The 21351-nt window shown below is 72.4% G+C and carries 15 protein-coding genes; 10 read left to right on the top strand and 5 right to left on the bottom strand.

Annotated elements, in window-relative coordinates; all coding sequences use genetic code 11:
* Window positions 1-157: 157 nt before the first annotated feature.
* Complete coding sequence (gene eccCa / locus ACIP8Z_RS31075) at window positions 158-4126, top strand: type VII secretion protein EccCa (protein ID WP_402089429.1); 3969 nt, start codon at window positions 158-160, stop codon at window positions 4124-4126.
* Window positions 4127-4221: 95 nt separating this feature from the next.
* The gene (locus tag ACIP8Z_RS31080) at window positions 4222-4515 is read left to right on the top strand and encodes a DUF397 domain-containing protein (protein ID WP_402089431.1); all 294 of its coding nucleotides are present in this window, start codon (window positions 4222-4224) and stop codon (window positions 4513-4515) included.
* Window positions 4516-4581: 66 nt separating this feature from the next.
* Here ACIP8Z_RS31080 and ACIP8Z_RS31085 read toward each other — a convergent pair whose 3' ends face one another.
* The 4 genes from ACIP8Z_RS31085 to eccB form a co-directional block, all read right to left on the bottom strand.
* Complete coding sequence (locus tag ACIP8Z_RS31085; protein ID WP_402089433.1) at window positions 4582-4872, bottom strand: WXG100 family type VII secretion target; 291 nt, start codon at window positions 4870-4872, stop codon at window positions 4582-4584.
* 48 nt (window positions 4873-4920) lie between these two features.
* Window positions 4921-5271, bottom strand: coding sequence for a WXG100 family type VII secretion target (locus tag ACIP8Z_RS31090; RefSeq protein ID WP_319320152.1), 351 nt, complete (start codon window positions 5269-5271; stop codon window positions 4921-4923).
* A 190-nt stretch (window positions 5272-5461) separates the two neighbouring features.
* On the bottom strand, window positions 5462-6580 hold the full coding sequence (gene mycP / locus ACIP8Z_RS31095) for a type VII secretion-associated serine protease mycosin (protein ID WP_402089721.1): 1119 nt from the start codon (window positions 6578-6580) through the stop codon (window positions 5462-5464).
* Between the two features lie 204 nt (window positions 6581-6784).
* Window positions 6785-8341 (bottom strand): type VII secretion protein EccB, encoded by a 1557-nt coding sequence (gene eccB, locus ACIP8Z_RS31100; RefSeq protein WP_402089435.1) that lies wholly within the window; start codon window positions 8339-8341, stop codon window positions 6785-6787.
* A gap of 190 nt (window positions 8342-8531) precedes the next feature.
* On the opposite strand from eccB, the gene eccE reads away from it, so the two are divergent.
* From eccE to ACIP8Z_RS31140, 8 genes are all read left to right on the top strand, one after another.
* Window positions 8532-9833, top strand: a complete 1302-nt coding sequence (gene eccE, locus ACIP8Z_RS31105; RefSeq protein ID WP_402089437.1) for a type VII secretion protein EccE — start codon at window positions 8532-8534, stop codon at window positions 9831-9833.
* Window positions 9833-10648, top strand: coding sequence for a hypothetical protein (locus ACIP8Z_RS31110; protein WP_402089439.1), 816 nt, complete (start codon window positions 9833-9835; stop codon window positions 10646-10648). Before eccE ends, ACIP8Z_RS31110 begins: the two co-directional genes overlap by 1 nt.
* A gap of 227 nt (window positions 10649-10875) precedes the next feature.
* On the top strand, window positions 10876-14322 hold the full coding sequence (locus tag ACIP8Z_RS31115) for an SCO5717 family growth-regulating ATPase (RefSeq protein ID WP_402089441.1): 3447 nt from the start codon (window positions 10876-10878) through the stop codon (window positions 14320-14322).
* Window positions 14323-14514: 192 nt separating this feature from the next.
* Complete coding sequence (locus ACIP8Z_RS31120; RefSeq protein ID WP_402089723.1) at window positions 14515-16350, top strand: ABC transporter substrate-binding protein; 1836 nt, start codon at window positions 14515-14517, stop codon at window positions 16348-16350.
* 3 nt (window positions 16351-16353) lie between these two features.
* Complete coding sequence (locus ACIP8Z_RS31125) at window positions 16354-17415, top strand: ABC transporter permease (RefSeq protein WP_030322438.1); 1062 nt, start codon at window positions 16354-16356, stop codon at window positions 17413-17415.
* Complete coding sequence (locus tag ACIP8Z_RS31130) at window positions 17412-18326, top strand: ABC transporter permease (protein ID WP_402089443.1); 915 nt, start codon at window positions 17412-17414, stop codon at window positions 18324-18326. The genes ACIP8Z_RS31125 and ACIP8Z_RS31130 overlap by 4 nt, the downstream gene beginning before the upstream one ends.
* Window positions 18323-19288 (top strand): ABC transporter ATP-binding protein, encoded by a 966-nt coding sequence (locus ACIP8Z_RS31135; RefSeq protein ID WP_402089445.1) that lies wholly within the window; start codon window positions 18323-18325, stop codon window positions 19286-19288. Before ACIP8Z_RS31130 ends, ACIP8Z_RS31135 begins: the two co-directional genes overlap by 4 nt.
* On the top strand, window positions 19285-20298 hold the full coding sequence (locus ACIP8Z_RS31140) for an ABC transporter ATP-binding protein (protein WP_402089447.1): 1014 nt from the start codon (window positions 19285-19287) through the stop codon (window positions 20296-20298). The genes ACIP8Z_RS31135 and ACIP8Z_RS31140 overlap by 4 nt, the downstream gene beginning before the upstream one ends.
* 57 nt (window positions 20299-20355) lie before the next feature.
* Here the strand turns inward: ACIP8Z_RS31140 and ACIP8Z_RS31145 are convergent, their stop codons facing one another.
* Window positions 20356-21324: a bifunctional riboflavin kinase/FAD synthetase gene (locus ACIP8Z_RS31145; RefSeq protein WP_402089449.1), complete on the bottom strand. Its 969-nt coding sequence runs from the start codon at window positions 21322-21324 to the stop codon at window positions 20356-20358.
* Between the last annotated feature and the right edge of the window lie 27 nt (window positions 21325-21351).

The following is a 21351-nucleotide window of genomic DNA, read 5'->3' on the forward strand; positions in this document are numbered from 1 at the left end:
GCGCACGATGCGCGCGCCACCCTACCGGGGACGGCGGGTGAGGGCTGCAAGTAGGATCGCCGTCCCATGGGGGAAGTCCGTGTGCCCGGCTGCCGACAGGGGTGCCGGGCGGATGCTCCCGCCACGAGCCCGCCTCCAACGAGGGATTGATGCGCCGGTGAGCCAGATCGTCGTCAAACGCCCGCCGAGGTCTCTTCCGCCGGAAGTGCCCGGTGGGGAACTGGTCCTGGAGTCCCCGCCGGAACTCCCGCGGGGACAACAGGAGTCGGCGTTGATGCAGCTCCTGCCGATGCTCGGCATGGGTTCCTCGGTGGTGTTCTTCTTCATGACGCCGTCGCCGATCATGCGGATCATGGGCACGCTGATGCTCGCCTCGACGGTCGCGATGGCCGTCGCCCAGTTCGTGAGATTCCGTCGCGGTACGCAGGGGCAAATGTCCGATGTCCGCCGCGACTACCTCAAATACCTCGCGCAGACCCGACGTACGGTCCGGCGCACGGCGCACAAGCAGCGGGACGCGCAGTTGTATCTGCACCCGTCCCCCGAGCAGTTGTGGTCGGTCGTGGCCGAGGGCTCGCGGGTGTGGGAGCGCCGGGTCGGTGACCATGACTTCGGGCAGGCGCGGATAGGGCTCGGGGCCCAGCAGTTGGCGACGCCGCTCGTGGCGCCGGACACGGCTCCGGTGGACGAGCTGGAGCCGCTGTGCGCGGGTGCGATGCAGCAGTTCCTGGCGGTGCACGGCACCCTGGACGGACTGCCGATGGCGGTCTCGATGCGGGCGTTCTACCACGTGACGGTGTCCGGTGAGCCGGAGTCGGCGCAGGCGGCGGCGCGTGCCCTGGTGGCGCAGCTGGTGACCCTGCACTCCCCCGAGGACCTGATGCTCGCGGTGGTCGCCGCCCGACCGGCGCAGGAGCGCTGGGACTGGACGAAGTGGCTGCCGCACACGCAGGTGCCGGGGCAGGTCGACGGGGCGGGCACGAAGCGTCTGTTCGGCGACGACCTCGGTGAGCTGGAGCAGTTGGTCCGCTCGAAACTGGACGGCCGGCCGCGGTTCTCCCGGGAGAACCAGCCGGTGCTCGACCAGCCGCACGTGGTCGTGGTCCTGGACTCCGATTCCACCCGCGGTGGTCTGGTTCCGCCGGACTCCCTGCTCGCGGCGGCGGAGGGCCTGCAGGGCGTGACGATCGTGGAGGTCGTCTCCGGTGACCTCGACGAGCCGCGCGGTGGTCTGTCCGTGGTCGTACGGCCGGGCCGGCTGCGGCTGGAGTCGGGCGGCGGTTTCGCGTACGAGGGTCTGCCGGACGGCATCTCGCTGCCCGCGGCGGAGGCGCTGGCCCGTCAGCTGGCCCCGCTGAGGATGGGCGGCGGGGACGACGACGAGCCGCTGCTCGCCAATCTGGACTTCACGGATCTGCTGAACCTGGGCGACGCGGCGTCGGTGGACGTGGCGCGGACCTGGCGGCCCCGTTCGGTGGCCGAGCGCCTCCGGGTGCCGATCGGTGTCGGCGAGGACGGTCAGCCGGTCATGCTCGACCTCAAGGAGGCCGCGCAGGAGGGCATGGGCCCGCACGGTCTGTGCGTGGGCGCCACGGGTTCCGGAAAGTCGGAGCTCCTGAGGACGCTGGTGCTCGGCCTGGCGGTGACGCACTCCTCGGAGACGCTGAACTTCGTCCTCGCGGACTTCAAGGGCGGCGCGACCTTCGCGGGCATGTCGCAGATGCCGCACGTGGCGGCGGTCATCACCAACCTGTCGGACGACCTGACGCTCGTCGACCGCATGGGCGACGCGATCCGCGGTGAGCTGCAGCGGCGTCAGGAGCTGCTGCGGTCGGCCGGCAACTACGCCAACATCCACGACTACGAGAAGGCGCGCGCGGCGGGCGCCCCGCTCGAACCGCTCGCCTCGCTGGTCCTGGTGATCGACGAGTTCTCCGAACTCCTCACCGCCAAGCCGGACTTCATCGACATGTTCATCCAGATCGGCCGCATCGGCCGCTCGCTGGGTGTGCATCTGCTGCTCGCCTCGCAGCGCCTGGAGGAGGGCAAGCTGCGCGGCCTGGACACGTACCTCTCGTACCGGATCGGTCTGCGGACCTTCTCGGCGGCGGAGTCGCGGACGGCGATCGGTGTGCCGGACGCGTACCACCTGCCCTCGGTGCCGGGTTCGGGCTATCTGAAGTTCGGTACGGACGAGATGACCCGCTTCAAGGCGGCGTACGTCTCGGGCACGTACCGGACGGGCGGGCCGCGTCTGGAGATCGGGCACATGCCGGTGGAGCGGCGTCCCGCGCTGTTCACGGCGGCGCCGGTGCCCGTCGTGTACGCGGCGCCGGACCCGGCTTACCTCGCGCAGCAGCGCGCGGAGGAGGACGAGGCGCTCGCGGACACCGTCCTCGACGTGATCGTGCGCCGTCTGGAGGGCCAGGGCGTGCCCGCGCACCAGGTGTGGCTGCCGCCGCTCGACCAGGCGCCGTCGCTCGACCAGCTGCTCCCGGGTCTCGCGCAGACCGCGGACCGGGGGCTCACGGCGACCGAGTACACGCGCCAGGGCGGTCTCACGGTGCCGCTCGGCCTCATCGACAAGCCGTTCGAGCAGCGGCGCGAGGTGCTGTACCGGGACTTCTCGGGCGCGGCGGGCCACATGATGGTGGTCGGCGGTCCGCAGTCCGGCAAGTCGACGATGATGCGCACGCTCATCTCGTCGTTCGCGCTCACGCACACCCCGGCCGAGGTGCAGTTCTACTGCCTGGACTTCGGTGGTGGCGGCATGGTGTCGCTCGCCGATCTGCCGCACGTCGGCGGGGTGGCGTCCCGGCTGGACCCGGAGCGGGTGCGGCGTACGGTCGCCGAGGTGATGGGCGTGCTGAACCGGCGCGAGGAGTTCTTCCGTTCGCACTCCATCGACTCGATCGCGACCTACCGGCGCAAGCGGGCCGCGGGCGAGCTGCCCGGCGAGGCCTGGGGCGACGTCTTCCTGATCGTGGACGGCTGGGGCGGCTTCCGCAACGACTACGACGTCCTGGAGCCGATCGTCTCCGACATCGCCGCGCGCGGTCTCGGCTACGGCATCCACGTGGTGATCACCGCCTCCCGGTACATGGAGGTGCGTGCGGCGCTGAAGGACCAGATGCTGGGCCGGCTGGAACTGCGGCTCGGTGACGTCATGGACTCCGAGTTCGACCGCAAGGTCGCGGCGAACGTGCCGCCCGGCGTGCCGGGCCGCGGCCAGGTGCCCGAGAAGCTGCACTTCATGGGCGCGCTGCCGCGGATCGACGGATCGAGCTCGGCGGCCGACCTGTCGGACGGCACGGCCGCGTTCGTACGTTCGGTGCAGGCGTCCTGGACCGGGGCTCCGGCCCCCGCGGTGCGGCTGCTGCCGCGCAAGCTGCCGGCGGAGCGGCTGCCGAAGGGCTTCGAGTACCCGCAGCACGGCGTCGCGATCGGCATCGACGAGACGAACCTGGAGCCGGTGTTCGTCGACTTCGAGTCGGACCCGTTCTTCCTGATCTTCGGCGAGAGCGAGTCCGGCAAGACGGCGCTGCTGCGGCTCATCGCCAAGCAGCTGTGCGAGCGGTACACGCCGGAGCAGGCGCGGATCGTGGTGGGCGACTACCGGCGGACGATGCTGGAGGCGGTCGCGCCCTCGCACCTCCTGGAGTACGCGCCGATGGCCTCCGCCATGCAGATGCACATGGAGGCGATCAACACGGTGATGACGAAGCGGGCGCCCAAGCCCGACATCACACCGCAGCAGCTGCGCGACCGCAGCTGGTGGACGGGTCCGCAACTGTACGTCCTGGTCGACGACTTCGAGCTGGTGGCCACCAACTCGGGGAACCCGCTGGCGGTCCTGGTGGAGAACCTGCCGTTCGCGCGGGACGTCGGCATCCGGTTCATCGTGGCGCGCAGCTCCGGAGGCGCCTCCCGCGCGATGTACGAGCCGTTCATGCAGCGCGTGAAGGAGCTGGGCGCGCAGGGCGTGATCCTCTCCGGCGACCCGCAGGAGGGCGACATCCTGGGCAACGTCCGGGCGCGGCCGATGCCTCCGGGCCGGGGCACGTTCGTGTCGCGGAAGCGGGGCGCGCCGCTGGTGCAGCTGGGCTGGCTGCCCGAGACCCACTGACGGGCGGTGACGGGCGCGGGAATTCCCGCTGATCGGGTACGGCGGTCCCACTACTGTGGGAGGGACCGCCGTACCACCGCGAAGGGAACGCGCCGATGACCGACGCAGACACGAGCACGACCAGCGCCGACAGCGCCGCCGACGCCGCTCTGGCCGCCGAGAAGCAGCGCCAGAAGGACGAGCTGTACGCGCTCGACATCTCGGGCGTCGCGTGGGAGGGCGCTCCCGGGACGAGTCCGGACGAGGAGCGCGTGGAGATCGCCCGGCTCCCCGAGGGGGCGGTGGCGATGCGTTCGTCGCTCGACAAGGACACGGTGCTGCGGTACACGAAGGCCGAGTGGGACGCGTTCGTCCTCGGGGCCAGGGACGGCGAGTTCGACCTGCGGTGACCCGCGGACATGCGTGAGGGGGTGGCCCGTCGTACGGGCCACCCCCTCACGCGTGCTCGCCGGGTCTCACATCATGCGGAACCGGGCGGCGTTGCCCTTGTCGGTGTCCTGGTAGCCCACGACCGACTCGTCGAGGAGCTGGGCGATGCGCGCCAGGTCCTGGTTCATGCCGGCCATGTCGCGGGTGATGCGGTCCTGGGTCTCGCGGTACGCGATCTTGGCCTCACCCTCCCAGTTGCTGGCGACGCGGTTGACCTCGGCCATGAGGTCGTCGAGCTTCTGCGTGAGGGTGGTGGAGGTCAGCCGGGTGTCGGCCGCCGCCTGCGTCACGGTGTCGTAATTGACCGCAGTGGTCATGGTGTTGACTCCTGGAGTGAGAGTTGCCCGGTGGACTGGTCGAGTGGCTCAGACGCCGAGGATGGCGCTCGAGTTGCCGCCGCCGCCGGCGCCGCCGCTGGTGTCCATCGAACGGAAGGACCGCAGACGGTCCTCCTCCTCGCGCGAGAACCCGTCGGCGCTCATGCGCATCATCTCTTCGAGGTTGGAGAGCTCCTGGCGCATGCTGCGCAGGCGCTGGTTCAGGTCGTTCTGGACCCGGTCGTACTCCTTGCTCGCAGCACCCTGCCAGCCCGCCTGGACGCGGTCCACCACGCTGTTGAGCGAGGTGATGCGGGACTGGAGCTCGTCGGAGAAGTCCTGGATCCGGCCGGCGAGCTTGACTTGTTCGGCACTGGTTACGTTCAGGTCTTTCGACATCTTGCCCCTTCTTCCTTCGGTGACGTCGACGGCTGGGCCGTCGGGCCATCCGGTCGTGATGCGGACGGGAATCTTCTGATGCCGCCCCCGTGCTGGGATCGCACTGCCGTGCGCCCCGCGGTCACTTTAGCCATTGACGGCGGCAGTTCCAACTGCAAAGGGGAGTCGGGATACTTGACCGATACGCCGGTCAACGGGCCCCCCTTCCGCGTCGGCTGTCGCGGATCACGGTGGCGGTCCCGGCGACCACGGCCACCAGGACGACACCGATCCCCAACGTGTAGGTGGCGAGCCGTTCGGAGCGTTCCTGAGGCGTCTCCGACAGCGCCAGACGCGCCGGCTCGGGAGCCGGCGGCTTGGGCGGCCCGGGGTCGGCCCTGGGCGCGCTGGGCGGCGGCCCGGGGACGTCGGCGAGCGCCCGCACCGGGTCGACCACCCCCCAACCGATGTAGTTGTCGCGTCCGTTGACCGGGCGGACGGCGGTCTGCTCGATCCGGGCGACGATCTGGGCCGCGCTCCAGTCCTTGTGCTCGGCGCGGAGCAGGGCGGCGACACCGGCGACGTACGGCGCGGAGAAGCTGGTGCCGTTGTCGACGCACTGGCCGCCGCCGGGGACCGTGGAGACGATGTCGACGCCGGGGGCGGCGACCCCCACCATGGGGCCCGCCTGGGAGAACGCGGCGCGCTCGTTGTTCCGGTCGGAGGAGGCGACGGCGAGGACACCGGGGAAGGCGGCCGGGTAGGTCTTCTTCAAGGCGCCGTCCATGCCGTCGTTGCCGGCGGAGGCGACGACGACGACGTCCCGCTTGATCGCCTCGGCCACCGCCTTGCCCATCGGCGATTCGGGGCTGAGCGGCTGGGTGGTGTCCTGCGAGATGTTGATGACGTGGGCGCCCTTGGCGACGGCCCATTTGATGGCCTCCGCCATCGTGTCGGACTTGCCGCTGTTCTTCTCGTCGTTCTGCCGGATCGGGATGATCGTCGCCTCGGGCGCGAGCCCGACGAATCCGGTGCCGTCGTGGGGGCGGGCGGCGATGATGCCGGCGACCTTGGTGCCGTGGCCGACCTGGTCGACGGTGCCGTCGGTCTTGCCCCGCTGCTCGTCGCCGAAGCCGGGGTTCTCCTTGTCGGGCTTGAGGTAGTCCTTGCCCGCCTTGGCGTCGACGGCCTCACGCAGCTGAGGATTGACGTCGTCGACGCCCGTGTCGATGACCGCGACCCTGACGCCCTTGCCCTTTGTGTCCTGCCACAGCTCGTCGAGGAGGACCCGCTGGAGCGGCCAGGGGGTGTCGGCGATCTGCTTCTTCATGGGGAAGGTGCACTCGCCGCTGCCGTCGAGGACGGGGCCGGGAAGGGGGCCGGGGCCGTCGCCGCGCTCCGGGGCGGCGGGCGCGGCCGAGGCCGCGCCGGGGGCCGCGAGGAGGGCGGTGAGGGTGCCGGCGGCCAGCAGCGCGGCCGTGCGGGACGCCCCTCGGGGCGTCGTGCGGTGGTTCTTCGTCACCGGTGCCACCCCCTAGGAGCCCTGCGGCTGACGCGCGCTGTTGGCGTCGAGCCGGGGGCCCTTCGAAAGGAACTCTGACCATTCGATGGGGACGCGGGCCGGCACGACCTTCTCGTAGCCGAGACGCTTCTGGGCGTCGCTGGGTTCCGGGCGTCCGTCGGTCGGCTTCTCCTTGGCCCCGGTGCCGATCTCGGAACGGGCGGAATCGCTGTCGCCGTTGGCCTGGACCGCGTAGCGGAGGCCCGTGTCGGTGACGAGGAACAGCGAGCCGCCGGGCCTCGTCTGCTTGCCCTGGATCTGGGTGTACAGCAGGCCGGTGCCGGGGGTGACGTACGTGCTGCTGCCGCCCGCGGTGATGTCGGCGGGGTACTCGGTGCCGGCCCAGGTCGTGAGCGTCGTCTGGCCCTGCTCGCCGACGTGGGTGAGGACGTTGCAGACGGTGTCGCGGGGGTTCGCGCCGGTGCCGGAGTTGACCACGAAGGACCTCGCCTTCGGCCAGTTCGCGCCGCCGTGGAAGACCGTCGGGTCCGGCACGAAGTCGGAGGCGTTGGCGGGGGTCGGATCGCCGTCCATGTCGAGGGAGCTGGTCTGCGGGGAGTTGATGAGCAGCCAGGCGGTGAACGGCGTGACCGGCTGCACCTTCCCGGGGAGGACGACGTAGTGCTGGGGCCCGGAGCCGGTCGGCGCGAGGAGGACGTTGCCGATCCGCCTCTCGGTCTCCGAGAGGGTGGCACCGGGGATCTCGGTGGGGCGGCCGACCTGGTCGCTCTCGATACGCGGGAAGTCGATCGCGTCGCCGGTCTTCAGCGTGGCGAGCCAGTCGTCGGTGACCGCCTGCGGCTCCTTGTGGAGGCCGACGAGCGCGGTGAGCAGTCCGGTGGTCTCGGTCTTCACCGGGTACTTGGTGCCGGTGTGGTCGACCAGGAACTGGGCCGCGCCGGTCTGCCCCTTGACGTACAGGACCTGCCCGTCCTTGAGCTGGTTGCCGCCCGTGGTGAGGGCCTCGTCCCGCTCGGCGAAGAGGAAGGTGGCCTTCTGGACGCTGGCGCCCGTGCCGCCACCAGGCTGCTCGCAGACCGCCCAGCGCTTCGCCTTGCCCGCCTCGTCCGCGCTGGGCAGCCGGTCGGGGGCGTACGGGATGCCCAGGATCGGGCCGCGCGGCGGCGTGCCCTTGCCCCTGTCGAGCGTCTCGTCGGCGACCTGGACGACCTGGAACTGGTCGGGGTCGAGGAGGAGACGCGCGGAGGCGAGGTTGAGCACGGGGTGGAGCAGGGTCTTGGCGTCCTTGTCCTTGCCGGTCTGAAGGATCACGTACCGCGTGGTCGACTGCTTGCCGACGATGACCCGGGTGCCGGGGGTGTCCCAGCCCTTGGGAGCCTGCGGCTTGAACATGCCCCAGGCGCCGAAGCCGGCCACCACGAGCGCGGCGACGATCAATCCGGGAAGGATCGCGCGCAGCGGCTTCGGTGCCCCCTCCTCCGTGCCGGAGGGCGAGGGTTGGAGGAATGCCGCCACCGTGCGCTTCTTCGCAAAGGTGTACGCGTTGAGCTCATCCCGCCGCGATGCCATGAGTCCCCATTCTCGTCAGGCGCGATCTTCGCGCGGGAGCCGGGGGAGGTGACACCCGGGCCCCGGCCGTCGGACCGGCCCCCTACTATGCCTGCTGTCCCGTGGGGTTCGTGGGGCGGGTAGGGTGATCCGGCCGCCAAAGCCCTGGCGGGCCAGGGTGATCGGGATGAATTGAGGGGGATTCTCCATCATGGTTTCCGCGACGCGGACGCGGCCCGCCGCGGCCACCGCCTCCGCACCCCCGTCCACGGGGCCTGTTTCCTCGGTCTCGCCGAAGCTCCAGGCGCGCCCGGGACACTTCGGTTCGTTCCAGTTGCAACAGCTCGTACTGATCGAGGTGGCGGCGGCGCTGATGCTCGTCGCCTGGGTCGTCGAGCCGATGCTGATGGTGCCCGCGGGCGTGGTCGCCGTCGTGCTCGTGCTCATGGCGGTCGTCCGCCGGCACCGCCGCTCCCTTCCCGAGTGGCTCGGAACGTTCCTCGCGCTGCGGACGCGTACCCGCAAGGCGTCCTCGTTCACGGTGCCCGAGGGCACCGAGCCGGGGCTCGCGCCGGTCGTGGAGTGCGACCCGGCCCTGCGGACGTACGCGTACAGCGATCGTGACCGGCGACCGGTCGGCATGGTCGGCGACGGCACCTTCCTGACCGCGGTCCTGCGGGTCGAGGCGGACGGCACGGCGCTGCGCCCGGACCGTGCGGCCGCGCCGCTGCCCGTCGGTCTCGTCCGCGACGTCCTGAGCGTGGACGGCATCCGCCTGGAGTCGGCGCAGATCGTGCAGCACACGCAGCCCGCTCCCGCGCCGCACCTGCCCGCGCAGTCGATGGCCGCGCGCAACTACGGGCCGCTCCAGGCGCAGACGGGTTCGCCCGCCGTACGGATCACCTGGATCGCGCTCAAGCTCGACCCCGAGCTCTGCCCGGAGGCGGTCGCCGCGCGCGGCGGCGGCCTCAAGGGCGCGCAGAAGTGCGTGGTGCGGGCGGCGGACCAGCTGGCGAGCCGGCTCGCGGGCGCAGGGTTCGCGGCGAGCGTGCTGACGGAGCAGGAACTCGTCTCGGCGCTCGCCACCTCGACCTGCGCCAGCCAGATGGCGATAGCGCAGGCGGGCCGGGGGCAGACGCAAGGACGCCGGACCCAGGAGACCGCGCGGACCTGGCGGGTGGACGACCGGCGGCACACGACGTACTGGGTGGGGCGCTGGCCCCAGCTCGGCGGGCAGGGCGGCTCGGGGGCCTCGATGCCGCAGCTGGTGGCCCTGCTGACCTCGCTGCCCGCGCTCGCGACGACGTTCAGCCTGACGCTGAGCGGCGGGGACCGGCAGGAGGTGACGGTGACCGGACACGTACGGATCACCGGGCGCAGCGACGAGGAACTGGTGGCCGCGCGGCACGAACTGGAGCGCGCTGCGCGCGGGGTGAGGACGGGACTCGTGCGACTCGACCGTGAACAGGTGCCGGGCATCCTCGCGACGCTTCCGCTGGGGGGTGCGCGCTGATGTCCCACGCCGCCTCCTCTCCCTCCTTCGGTACGCCGGCCCGTCCGGGCACCGGTGGCACCGGCCGGGCCGCCTCCCGGGGCTCCGGCTCCCGGGGTACGGGCCGGGGCACGAAGCCCCGCTTCGGCTTCGGGCTCGTCGGGCCGCGCCGCGACCGGCACTCCGTCCCCCTCGACCAACTCGAGGCGCTGGCCCTGCCGGTGGGCGACGACGGCATGGTGATCGGCGTCGACGCCGAGAGCCGGCCCGCGGTGCTCGGCATCAACCGGCCCGTCCCGTACGACATCACGCTCATCGGCGGTCTGTGGACCGCGCAGGTGCTGGCCCTCAGGGCCGCCGCGACGGGCGCCCGCGTGGCGGTCGAGACCGGCCGCGCGCAGGCCTGGACGGCGCTCGCGCAGGCCGCCGGCGGTGGCCAGCCGTGCATCGCGCTGCACGACGTGGGGCGCGTGCCGCCGCAGGGCGCGTCCGCGGGCAGCCCCGTGGTCGTGATCCGCGACTGCGGGATGCGGCCGCCGCGCGGCCGCGTCGTGTCGGCGCCCTGGCAGTCGGTGCTCACACTGCTGCCCTATCTGAGCCCGGTCGCGCCCCGGCTCCTGGAGAAGTCCTCGCTGGTCGGCGTCCAGCGGGTCTCCCCCGACGAGGCCACACAGATCGGCCGCATCATGAGCCTGCCGCGCCACGAGTACGAGGCGCTCTCCACGCTCGCGGACGGAGTGACGCTCTGGTGCACGCCGAGCGATCGCCAGTTCGTCATGACGCAGGGCACCGACGCCGAGACCGGATTGTTGGGCGCCGCGCGCAGGATGGACTGAAGGGCACGGAACGGCACGAAGTCGTTCAAGTACGTCCGCTTTTGCATCATTTTGAACGGTCGGGGTTCTCACTCTGCGACGTGGTCAGGTCACTTGGTGACCGGACGAGGTCATGGGGACAGGCGCGGAGGGGCCGTCGGGCCTGCCCGGGGGTTGCCCGCGCCGATTAGGGTGGAAGAGCCCCGCCCACAACGGCACAAGGGTGCTCGACCACACCAGGAGGCAAAGTGAACGGCGATCGCGACGAGATCCACGGGGGTTGGAGTCCGCCCGCCGACGATCAGTCCGACGCGGATCCCGCCGAGATGACGGGTGAGTTCACCATCGACTACACCCCGCCGGCCTGGTACACGCAGAACGCGTCGGGCGGTGCGGGGGCCGGCGGTGCCACTCCCCCGCCACCGAGCGGAGCGCCGGTCCCGGTCCCGGGCCTTCCGGCGGGCAGCGGCTTCGAACCGGGCTGGACCGCGGGGACTCCGGCGGCGGGGACGCCTGCCGGGGGCACGCCTGGGGCGGGTACTCCTGTGGCGGGCGCGCCCGTGGTGGGTGGACCCGCGACGGGTACGCCTCCGGCTGCCGGGCACGTGCCTCCGGTCGCGCTGCCTCCCGTGGCCGGGCCTCCGGCTGCCGTGCCTCCCTCTGCGACGCCTCCGGTCGCCGCTCCCCCGATCGCCACTCCCCCTGTTGTCACGCCTCCCGCCGTCACGCCTCCCGCCGTCGCGGCTCCCGCCGTCACGCCTCCCGCCGTCGCGGCTCCCGCCGTCGCGGCTCCCGACGCCTCGCTGCCGGGTGCCTTCCCGCCGCCCACCCCGCTGCCGGGCGCCTCGGTGCCCGCGCCCGCGGCGCCGTTCGGAGGCGGGGACGTCGAGAGCGGCTCGACCATGCGCTTCTCCCCCGCCGCGCTCCAGCGCGAGATCGCGGAGCGCGCCGCGGAGGCCACCGCGGCCGCCCCGGCCGCCTCGGCGACGCCCGGGGCCGGGGCCGGGGAGCCGAACGCGACCACCGACCACAGCGCGCCGGCCGAGGCCGAAGCGGCCGGCGCCGAGGCGGCGGACGTGACGGAGTCCGGCACGCAGGACGCCCGCTCCGCCGAAGCACCCGAGGTGTCCGAGGCGCAGGCGCCCGAAGCGGCCGAGGTGCCGGAAGCGCACGACGAGGCCGCGCCCGACCAGGCCGCCGACGCCGTGGCGAGCACGAGCGCCAGCGCGAGCACGAGCCCGGAGGGCGCCGAGGCGGACTCCGACGCGAACTCCGGACCGGTCACCGACGCCGTACCCGCGGACGCCTCCGCGGACCCCTCCGCCGACGCCGCGCTTCCGCACGCCGTCCCGGTCGCTCCCGAAGCACTGACGGAGCCGATGGCGCCCGTCCCCTACCCGCCGGCCGACGCCGCGCCGCAGGGCCTCGGTCCCGACGCGGCTCCCGGCCCCTTCCCCGGTGCCGCTCCGACTCCGACTCCCGCGCCCGGGCAGCCCTTCCCTGCCGCCGGACCGCAGGCCGGCGCCGGCCTGCCGCCGCTGCCGCCGTCGTTCCAGCCGGCCGCTCCCGGGCCCGCCCAGCAGTGGCCCGCGCAGCCGGGCGCCCAGCCGCAGCCCCAGGCCGCGCCGCTGCCGCCCGCCGCCGCGTGGCCGCCGCCCGGCACTCCCGGTGCGCCCGGCCCCGTACCGCCGCAGGCCCAGCCGCAGCCCCAGGCACCCGGCGCCTACGGCTACCCGCAGCCGCCGCAGGCCCCGCAGCCGCCGCACGCCCAGCAGGCACCGCACGACCAGCCCCAGGCGCCCGGCGGTTACGGCTACCCCCAGGCACCCCACGCGCCGCAGGCCCCGCAGCCCCAGCCCCCGGCTCCCGCCCCCCAGGGCGGCTACGGCTTCCCGCACCCCGGGACGCCTCCGCAGCAGGCCGGTTACGGCTACCCGCAGCAGCCCCCCGGTGGCGTGCCGCCGCAGGCCCAGGGCGGTTACGGCTACCCGCACCCCGCCGCCGTACCCCCGCAGGCCCCGGCCCCCCAGCCGCCGCACGACGGGCAGCCCGTCGATCCGCGGACCGGGGCCGCCTGGCCCTCGCCCGTGACGCACGATCAGCGGGAGCGGTCCGTGCCGGGCGCCCCGCTCGGCTACAACGCGGCCGTCGAGCTGTCCTCCGACCGCCTGCTGCGGAACAACAAGCAGAAGCCCAAGTCCAGCCGGACGCCCGGCGGCGCCGCCGCCCGCTTCAAGCTCGGCGGCAAGAAGGAGGAGGCGGAGCGGCAGCGCAAGCTGGAGCTGATCCGGACCCCCGTCCTCTCCTGCTACCGGATCGCGGTCATCTCGCTCAAGGGCGGTGTCGGCAAGACCACGACGACCACCGCGCTGGGCGCGACGCTCGCGACCGAGCGGCAGGACAAGATCCTGGCGATCGACGCCAACCCGGACGCCGGAACCCTGGGGCGCCGGGTGCGGCGCGAGACCGGGGCGACCATCCGTGACCTGGTGCAGGCGATCCCGTACCTGCACTCGTACATGGACATCCGCCGGTTCACCTCGCAGGCGCCGTCCGGTCTGGAGATCCTCGCCAACGACGTGGACCCGGCCGTCTCGACGACGTTCAACGACGAGGACTACCGGCGGGCGATCGACGTCCTGGGCAAGCAGTACCCGATCATCCTCACGGACTCGGGCACGGGTCTGCTGTACAGCGCGATGCGCGGGGTGCTCGACCTCGCCGATCAGCTGATCATCATCTCCACGCCCTCCGTGGACGGCGCGTCCAGTGCGTCGACCACGCTGGACTGGCTCTCCGCGCACGGCTACGCGGACCTGGTGCAGCGCTCCATCACGGTCATCTCCGGGGTCCGCGAGACCGGCAAGATGATCAAGGTCGAGGACATCGTGCAGCACTTCCAGACCCGCTGCCGCGGTGTCGTGGTCGTGCCCTTCGACGAGCACCTGTCGGCCGGTGCCGAGGTGGACCTCGACATGATGCGGCCGAAGACCCGGGAGGCGTACTTCCACCTCTCGGCGATGGTGGCCGAGGACTTCGCACGGGCGCAGCAGGCACAGGGCCTGTGGACCGGCGACGGCCAGGGCGCACTGCCGCCGCACATGGCCCCGCCGATGCCGGGCCACCCGATGCCCGGACAGCCGATGCCCGGTCAGCAGATGCCGGGACAGCCCCTGCCCGGTCAGCCGGTGCCGGGGCAGTTCGCGCCCGGACAGCCCGTACCGGGGCAGCCGTACGGCGCCCAACCGAGCCCCGGACAGCCGATGCCCGGACAGCCGGTCCCCGGCCAGTCGATGCCCGTTCAGCAGCCGCCCGGTCAGGCGTACCCGCCGCAGCAGCCGTACGGTCAGCAGCCGGCGCCGGGACAGCCGTACGGCGCGCCGCCCGCGCCCGGACAGCCGTACGGGGCCCAGCCCATGCCGGGGCAGCAGCCGATGCCCGGGCAGCCCGCGCCGGGTCAGCCGTACGGAGCACAGCCCGCGCCCGGACAGCCGTTCGGCGCGCCTCCCGGCCAGCCCGGTATGCCGCAGGGCTGGCAGCAGCCGCAGCCGGGCCAGCCGCTGCCTCCGCAGGCCGATCCGCAGGATCACGGTCACGGGCAGCCGCAGGGCCATGACCAGGGACAGGGGCAGGTCCCGCCGCCGAACTGGTCGCAGGAGCAGCCTCCGCAGGCTCCGCCAGCCCCTCAGCAGTAAGGCGTCACAGGAGTAGACCAATGAGGCCCCGTACCGGTTCACCGGTACGGGGCCTCTTGGCATTCCCGCAGCCCACAAGGGGTTTGAGGGATCGTTGACGACGGCAGACCACCGCTGATAAACCTTCGCTTCACTCACCGTCAGCCCAAGATCCACGACAGATCCCCCGACGCGAGGTCACGTCCCATGGTCATGGTCACGAAGGTTCCACCCCGTCACGCCCCCACTCACCGGGCGCTCCGTCTGCTGCTCGCCTCCGGTGTCACCGCCGTCTCGCTCGTGGCCGTCCCCGGTACCGCCGCCGCGGAGGACGACAAGTCCGCGGGGACCACGCTCACCGTCGCCGTCTCGCAGAGCATCGACTCGCTGAGCCCGTTCCTCGCCCAGAAGCTCACCTCGACCAGCATCCACCGGCTGGCGTACGAGTACCTCACCAACTACGACGCGAAGGACGCCCGCACGATCCCGGGCCTGGCGACGGCGTGGACCCCCTCGGCGGACAAGCTGACGTGGACGTACACGATCCGCGAGAACTCGAAGTGGTCCGACGGGAAGCCGGCCACCGCCGAGGACGCGGCCTGGACCTTCAACAAGATGATGACCGACCCGAACGCCGCCACCGCCAACGGCAGCTTCACGGCCAACTTCGCGCAGGTCACCGCACCCGACCCGAAGACGCTCGTCATCCGCCTGAAGAAGCCGCAGGCCACGATGACCGCGCTCGACGTGCCGATCGTGCCCAAGCACGTCTGGGAGAAGGTCGGCGACTTCTCGAAGTTCAACAACGACAAGCAGTTCCCCATCGTGGGCAACGGTCCGTTCGTCATCACGGACTTCAAGGTCGACCAGTACATCAAGCTCAAGCCGAACAAGACGTTCTGGCGGGGCGCGCCGAAGTTCGACGAGCTGGTCTTCAAGTACTACAAGGACGGCGACGCCGCCGTCGCCGCCCTCCAGAAGGGCGAGGTGTCCTTCGTACCGAATCTGACGCCCGCCCAGGCCGCCGCGCTGAAGACCCAGAAGAACGTCAGGGTCAACGACGCCCCCGGCCGCCGCTTCTACGCCATCGCCACCAACCCCGGCGCGAGGGCCCAGGACGGCAAGACCTTCGGCAACGGCCACAAGGCGCTGCTCGACCCGGCCGTCCGCAAGGCGCTCTTCCTCGCGGTCGACCGCACCACCCTCGTCGACAAGGTCTTCCAGGGGCACGCGGTCGAGGGCGAGGGCTACATCCCGCCGCGCTTCGGCTCGTACTTCTGGAAGCCCGAGGACGCCCAGAAGCGGACGTACGACCCCGTCGCCGCGGAGAAGGCCCTCACCGCGGCCGGCTACCGGAAGAACGCCGAGGGCAAGCGGATCGGCAAGGACGGCAGGCCGCTGGAGTTCCGGATCCTCTGTCACGCCACCGACCCGAACGACAAGGCGGTCGGCAAGTACCTCCAGGAGTGGTGGGGGGCGCTGGGCATCGGCCTGAAGGTCGAGTGCCTGGACAGCGTCTCGGACCCGTGGGTGAAGGGTGACTACGACCTCGCGTTCGACGGCTGGTCGGTCAACCCCGACCCGGACTACGTCCTGTCGATCCACACCTGCGGCACGCTCCCCGCGACGCCGAAGGACTCCGGGGCCACCGACAACTTCATCTGCGACAAGGAGTTCGACGGGCTCTATGCGCAGCAGGCGGTGGAGTACGACACCGCCAAGCGGGCGGATCTGGTGAAGCGGATGCAGTCCCGGCTGTACGACACGGGGTACATGAACATCATGGCCTATCCGAACGCCCTCGAGGCGTACCGCACGGACCAGATCGCGTCCATCACGACCATGCCCGAGGCCGCCGGAAACCTGTGGGGCCAGGACGGCTACTGGAGCTGGTGGTCGGCCACGCCCACCGCCTCCGCGTCCGACGGCGACAGCTCCGGCTCCTCGACGACCCTCTGGCTGATCCTCGGCCCCGTCGCGCTCGTCCTCGTCGCCGTGGGCGTCTGGACCGCCCGTCGCCGTCGCACCACCGCCGACGACCGCGAGTAGTCCGTGACGACAGCGAGCACCCCCGCCGACGTGGTGCGGGCCGAAGAGGCCCGCGCCACGGACGGCGCACCCCGCACCGGTTCCTCCCTCGGCTATCTCCGCCACGCGGCGGGCAAGCTGGGCGGCGCGCTCGTCTCCCTCTTCGCCGTCCTCGTCACCAGCTTCTTCCTGTTCCGGATCATCCCCGGCGACCCGGTGAAGGCGATGACGCACGGCGTGCCCACCTCCGCCGAACAACTCGCCACGCTGCGCCGCCAGTTCGGGCTCGATCTGCCGCTGTGGCAGCAGTTCACCGACTACTGCGCCAAGGCGCTGAGCGGCGACCTCGGCACCTCGTTCCAGTTCCGCGCCCCGGTCGGCGACCTGATCGCGGAGAAACTGCCCGCGACGCTGCTGCTCACCGGCGTCGCCGTGGTGATCTACTCGGCGCTCGGGCTGTGGCTCGGCACCCGCTCGGCCTGGCGCCACGGCGGGCTCGGCGACAAACTGAACACCGGGATCGCGCTGACCCTGTGGTCGGTGCCCTCCTTCTGGCTCGGACTGCTGCTCATCATCGTGTTCTCGGTCGGCATCGGCCCGATCCCGGGGCTCTTCCCGACCGGCGGCATGGAGTCGGGCACGGGCGAGACCGGCTTCGCGTACGTCCTCGACGTCGCCCACCACCTCGTGCTTCCGGTCGTCACGCTCGTGGCCGTCGGATACGCGCAGACCCTGCTCGTGATGCGCTCCTCGCTCCTCGACGAGATGGGCGGCGACTATCTGACGACGGCGCGGGCGAAGGGGCTGCGCGACGACGACGTGCGGCGCCGACACGCCGTGCCGAACGCGCTCCTGCCGACCGTGACCATGATCTTCATCAACCTGGGCCATGTGGCGGCCGGTTCGATCCTGGTGGAGACGGTGTTCTCCTGGCCCGGGCTCGGCGGGCTGTTCTACCAGGCCCTGAGCGTGCCCGATCTGCCCCTCGTCCAGGGCCTGTTCGTGGTCTTCGCCGGAGCGATGATCCTGATGAACCTGATCGCCGACCTGCTGTATCCGCTGCTCGACCCCAGGGTGGGCCGATGACCTCGACCGAGCCGACGCTGCCGTCGGCGGCCTCGCTGCGGTGGGAACGCCGCCGCAGCTCGGTGTCCCGCTTCTGGAAGGCGTACCGCACCCACCGCGCCGGGCTCTACGGCCTCGCCGGGCTCGCCCTCATCGCGCTGCTCGCGCTGACCGCCCCGTGGACCGTCGGCGCCGACGTGCAGTCCGTGACGCAGGCCCCGGGCACGGCGCTGGAGTCGCCGAGCGCCGAGTTCCCGCTGGGCACCGACCAGTTCGGGCGCTCGCTGCTCGGTCTGCTGATCTGGGGAGCGCGGATCTCGCTGCTCGTCGGACTCCTCGCGGCGGCGCTCTCGGTCGCCATCGGCACGCTCGTGGGGATCATCGCCGGGCACTACGGCGGCTGGTTCTCGACCGTCGTCATGCGGATCACCGACTGGTTCCTGGTGATGCCGACCCTGGTCCTCGCGATCGTGCTCGCCACCGTCATGTCCCGGTCGATGTGGACGGTCGTCATCGCCATCGGGGTGACCTCCTGGCCGACCACGGCCCGCCTGGTGCGGGCCCAGACGATCGCCGTCGAGTCCCGCCCGTACATCGAACGGGCGACCGCGCTCGGCGGCGGCCACGGGCACGTCATGAGCAAGCACGTGCTGCCGAACGTGATGCCGCTGGTGCTCGCGCAGACCACGCTCGGCATCTCGACCGCCATCCTCACCGAGGCGACGCTCGCCTTCCTCGGGCTCGGCGACCCGACGGTCGTCTCCTGGGGGGGCATGCTCCAGGACGCCCGCGAGGCCGGCGCCGTCTCCTCCGGACACTGGTGGTACCTGGCCCCGCCCGGCATCGCGATCGCCCTGGTCGCGCTGGCGTTCACGCTCTGCGGCCGGGCCGTGGAGTCCGTGCTCAACCCGAAGCTGGGGGTGGGGCGATGAGCCTCCTGGAGGTACGGGACCTCAGGGTGACGTACGGGTCGGGCGCGGCCGCCGTGCCCGCCGTGCGCGGGGTCGACCTGACCCTGGAGCCGGGCCGCAAGCTCGGTGTCGCGGGCGAGTCCGGCTGCGGCAAGTCCACGCTCGCCCTCGCGCTGCTGCGCCTGCTTCCGGCGTCGGCGCGGATCGAGGGGCGGATCCTGCTCGACGGCGACGACGTCCTCGCCATGAAGTGGGGTCGGCTCCGGGCCGTGCGGTGGGCGGGGGCGTCGATCGTCTTCCAGGGCGCGATGCACTCGCTCAACGCCGTGCACCGGATCGGGGACCAGATCGCCGAGCCGCTGCTCGTCCACGGACGGGCGACCCCGGCGGCGGCCCGCAGGAAGGCCGGCGAGCTGCTCGAACACGTCGGTCTGCCCGCCGCGCGCGCGGCCGCCTATCCGCACGAACTCTCCGGTGGACAGCGGCAGCGCGTGATGATCGCGATGGCGCTGGCCTGCGATCCGCAGCTGATCGTCGCGGACGAGCCGACGACCGCGCTCGACGTGATGATCCAGGCGCAGATCCTGCGGCTGATCGAGCGGCTCGTCGCCGAGCAGTCCATCAGCCTCCTGATGATCAGCCACGACCTCGCGGTCCTCGCCGACACCTGCGACCGGCTTGCCGTGATGTACGCGGGCCGGGTCGTCGAGGAGGGGCCGGCCCGGGCGGTGTACGAGTCCGCGCGGCACCCCTACGGCCGGGCGCTGTCCTCGGCCTTCCCGCGCGTCGGGGACCTCGCCTCCCGGCGTGCGCCGCGCGGGCTGCCGGGCGACCCGCCTGACCCGGCGGACCTGCCGGGCGGCTGCACCTTCCATCCGCGCTGTCCGGTGGCGGTGGACGCGTGCGGGGAAGCCGATCTGGAGCTACGGGAGGCGGGCGCGGACCACCGGGCCGCCTGCGTCCATGTGGGGAGCGCGTCATGAGTACGGAGACGGCCGTGCGTACGGAGGCGAAGGCGGCGTCACTGCTGTCGGCGCGCGGGCTGCACGTCACCTTCCCCGGGCGGCGGGGCGCGCCGCCCGCGCGGGCGGTCGACGGCGTGGACCTGGACATCGGCGCGGGCGAGATCGTGGCCCTCGTCGGGGAGTCGGGATGCGGCAAGACGACGCTGGCCCGGTCGCTCCTCGGCCTGGTCCGGCCCACGTCGGGGACGGTCTCCTTCGACGGGAAGCCGCTCGGCTACGGCGCCGCGGCCCTCAAGGCGTACCGGAAGCGGGCCCAGCTGGTCCTCCAGGACCCGAGCGGCTCGCTGAACCCTCGGCACACGGTGTACGACGCGGTGGCGGAGGGCCTGCGGATCCACGGATACACCGGTGACGAGCGGGAGGCGGTCGCCGGGGCCCTCGCGCGGGCCGGGCTCCGCCCGCCGGAGCGCTTCTTCCTGCGCTATCCGCACGAGCTGTCGGGCGGGCAGCGGCAGCGCGTCGTCATCGCGGGCGCGCTGGTCCTGGAGCCCGAACTCATGGTCGCCGACGAGCCGGTGGCCTCGCTGGACGCCTCCGTACGGGGCGAGATCCTGGCGCTGCTGCTTCGCCTGCGGGACGAACTCGGCCTGTCCGCCCTGGTGGTGACGCACGACCTGGGTCTCGCGTGGAACATCGCGGACCGGGTGGCGGTGATGTACCTGGGCCGGGTCGTGGAGACCGGCACGGTGGAGTCCGTCCTGACCCGGCCCCAGCATCCGTACACCCAGGCGCTGTTGTCGGTGCTTCCGGAGTCCGGGGGGACGCCCGTGGTGCTGACCGGTGAGCCGCCGGACCCGTCGCGCATCCCGTCCGGCTGCCGCTTCCACGCCCGCTGCCAGGTCCTCGCCTCGGGCGGGGCGGCGGCGGTCGCGGACCGCTGCCGCGGCGAGAGCCTGCCCGTCCTGGGCGGCGGCGGGGAGCAGGAGGTGGCCTGCCACTGGGTGGCGTCGCGGGAGGCGGTGCTCTGAGCCGGCGGGAGGCGGTGCACGCCTCCCACCGGCGGCAGGCCGGCGCCCTGCGAGGGGCTAGCCGGCCTGGAGGTGCTCCCGGTCGTACGCCTCCGTCAGCTCCCGGCAGCGCTTCACATCGCCGGCCATCGCTTCGAGCAGGTCGTCCAGGGTGTCGAACTTCAGCATCCCGCGGACGTACGCGAGGAAGTCCACGGCCACGTGCAGCCCGTACAGGTCGAGGCCCTCGCGGTCGATCGCGTAGGCCTCCACCGTCCGCTCCGTGCCGTCGAACTGCGGGTTCGTGCCGACCGAGATGGCCGCGGGCATCCGCTCCCCGTCGGCCGTCAGCCAGCCGGCGTAGACGCCGTCGGCCGGGATGGCGGTGTGCGGGAGGGTCTCGACGTTGGCCGTCGGGAAGCCCAGTTCGCGGCCGCGCTGCGCGCCGCGGACCACGATGCCCTCGACCCGGTGCGGACGGCCGAGGATCTCGCCGGCGCCGGCCATGTCGCCCTCGGCGACGAGCCGGCGGGTGAGGGTGGAGGAGAAGGGGTCGCCGCCGCCCGCCGTGCCGCTCACGTACAGGTCGATGACCTCGACCTCGTAGTCGTAGGTGGCGCCGAGCTCGGACAGGAAGGCGACGTTTCCGGCGGCCCGGTGCCCGAAGCGGAAGTTGGGGCCCTCGATGACGGCCTTCGCGTGCAGCTTGTCGACGAGCACCTTGACGATGAAGTCGGCCGGGGACAGCTGGGAGAACTCGGCGGTGAACGGGAGCACGAGCACCGCGTCCACGCCGAGGCCGGCCATCAGCTCGGCGCGCCGGTGGTGCGGGGCGAGCAGCGGCGGGTGGCTGCCGGGCCGCACGACCTCGGAGGGGTGCGGGTCGAAGGTGACCACCACGGAGGGGACGCCGAGTTCCCGGGCGCGCTCGACGGCCCGCCCGATGATCAGCTGGTGCCCGCGGTGCACACCGTCGTAGGAGCCGATGGTGACGACGCTGCGCCCCCAGTCCTGGGGGATGTCCTCCAAGCCACGCCAGCGCTGCACTGTGACCGCTCCTCGTCCGCCTGTTCG

The organism is Streptomyces sp. NPDC088553 (genome assembly GCF_044752965.1).
Classification (GTDB): Bacteria; Actinomycetota; Actinomycetes; order Streptomycetales; family Streptomycetaceae; genus Streptomyces.

What these genes read in the sequence shown, in the direction of transcription:
- ACIP8Z_RS31080 (WP_402089431.1), top strand. Translation starts at nt 4,222, where the DNA reads ATGACCGACGCAGACACGAGCACGACCAGCGCCGACAGCGCCGCCGAC.
- ACIP8Z_RS31085 (WP_402089433.1), bottom strand. Translation starts at nt 4,872, where the DNA reads ATGACCACTGCGGTCAATTACGACACCGTGACGCAGGCGGCGGCCGAC.
- ACIP8Z_RS31090 (WP_319320152.1), bottom strand. Translation starts at nt 5,271, where the DNA reads ATGTCGAAAGACCTGAACGTAACCAGTGCCGAACAAGTCAAGCTCGCC.
- mycP (WP_402089721.1), bottom strand. Translation starts at nt 6,580, where the DNA reads ATGAAGAAGCAGATCGCCGACACCCCCTGGCCGCTCCAGCGGGTCCTC.
- eccB (WP_402089435.1), bottom strand. Translation starts at nt 8,341, where the DNA reads ATGGCATCGCGGCGGGATGAGCTCAACGCGTACACCTTTGCGAAGAAG.
- eccE (WP_402089437.1), top strand. Translation starts at nt 8,532, where the DNA reads ATGGTTTCCGCGACGCGGACGCGGCCCGCCGCGGCCACCGCCTCCGCA.
- ACIP8Z_RS31110 (WP_402089439.1), top strand. Translation starts at nt 9,833, where the DNA reads ATGTCCCACGCCGCCTCCTCTCCCTCCTTCGGTACGCCGGCCCGTCCG.
- ACIP8Z_RS31120 (WP_402089723.1), top strand. Translation starts at nt 14,515, where the DNA reads ATGGTCACGAAGGTTCCACCCCGTCACGCCCCCACTCACCGGGCGCTC.
- ACIP8Z_RS31130 (WP_402089443.1), top strand. Translation starts at nt 17,412, where the DNA reads ATGACCTCGACCGAGCCGACGCTGCCGTCGGCGGCCTCGCTGCGGTGG.
- ACIP8Z_RS31135 (WP_402089445.1), top strand. Translation starts at nt 18,323, where the DNA reads ATGAGCCTCCTGGAGGTACGGGACCTCAGGGTGACGTACGGGTCGGGC.
- ACIP8Z_RS31140 (WP_402089447.1), top strand. Translation starts at nt 19,285, where the DNA reads ATGAGTACGGAGACGGCCGTGCGTACGGAGGCGAAGGCGGCGTCACTG.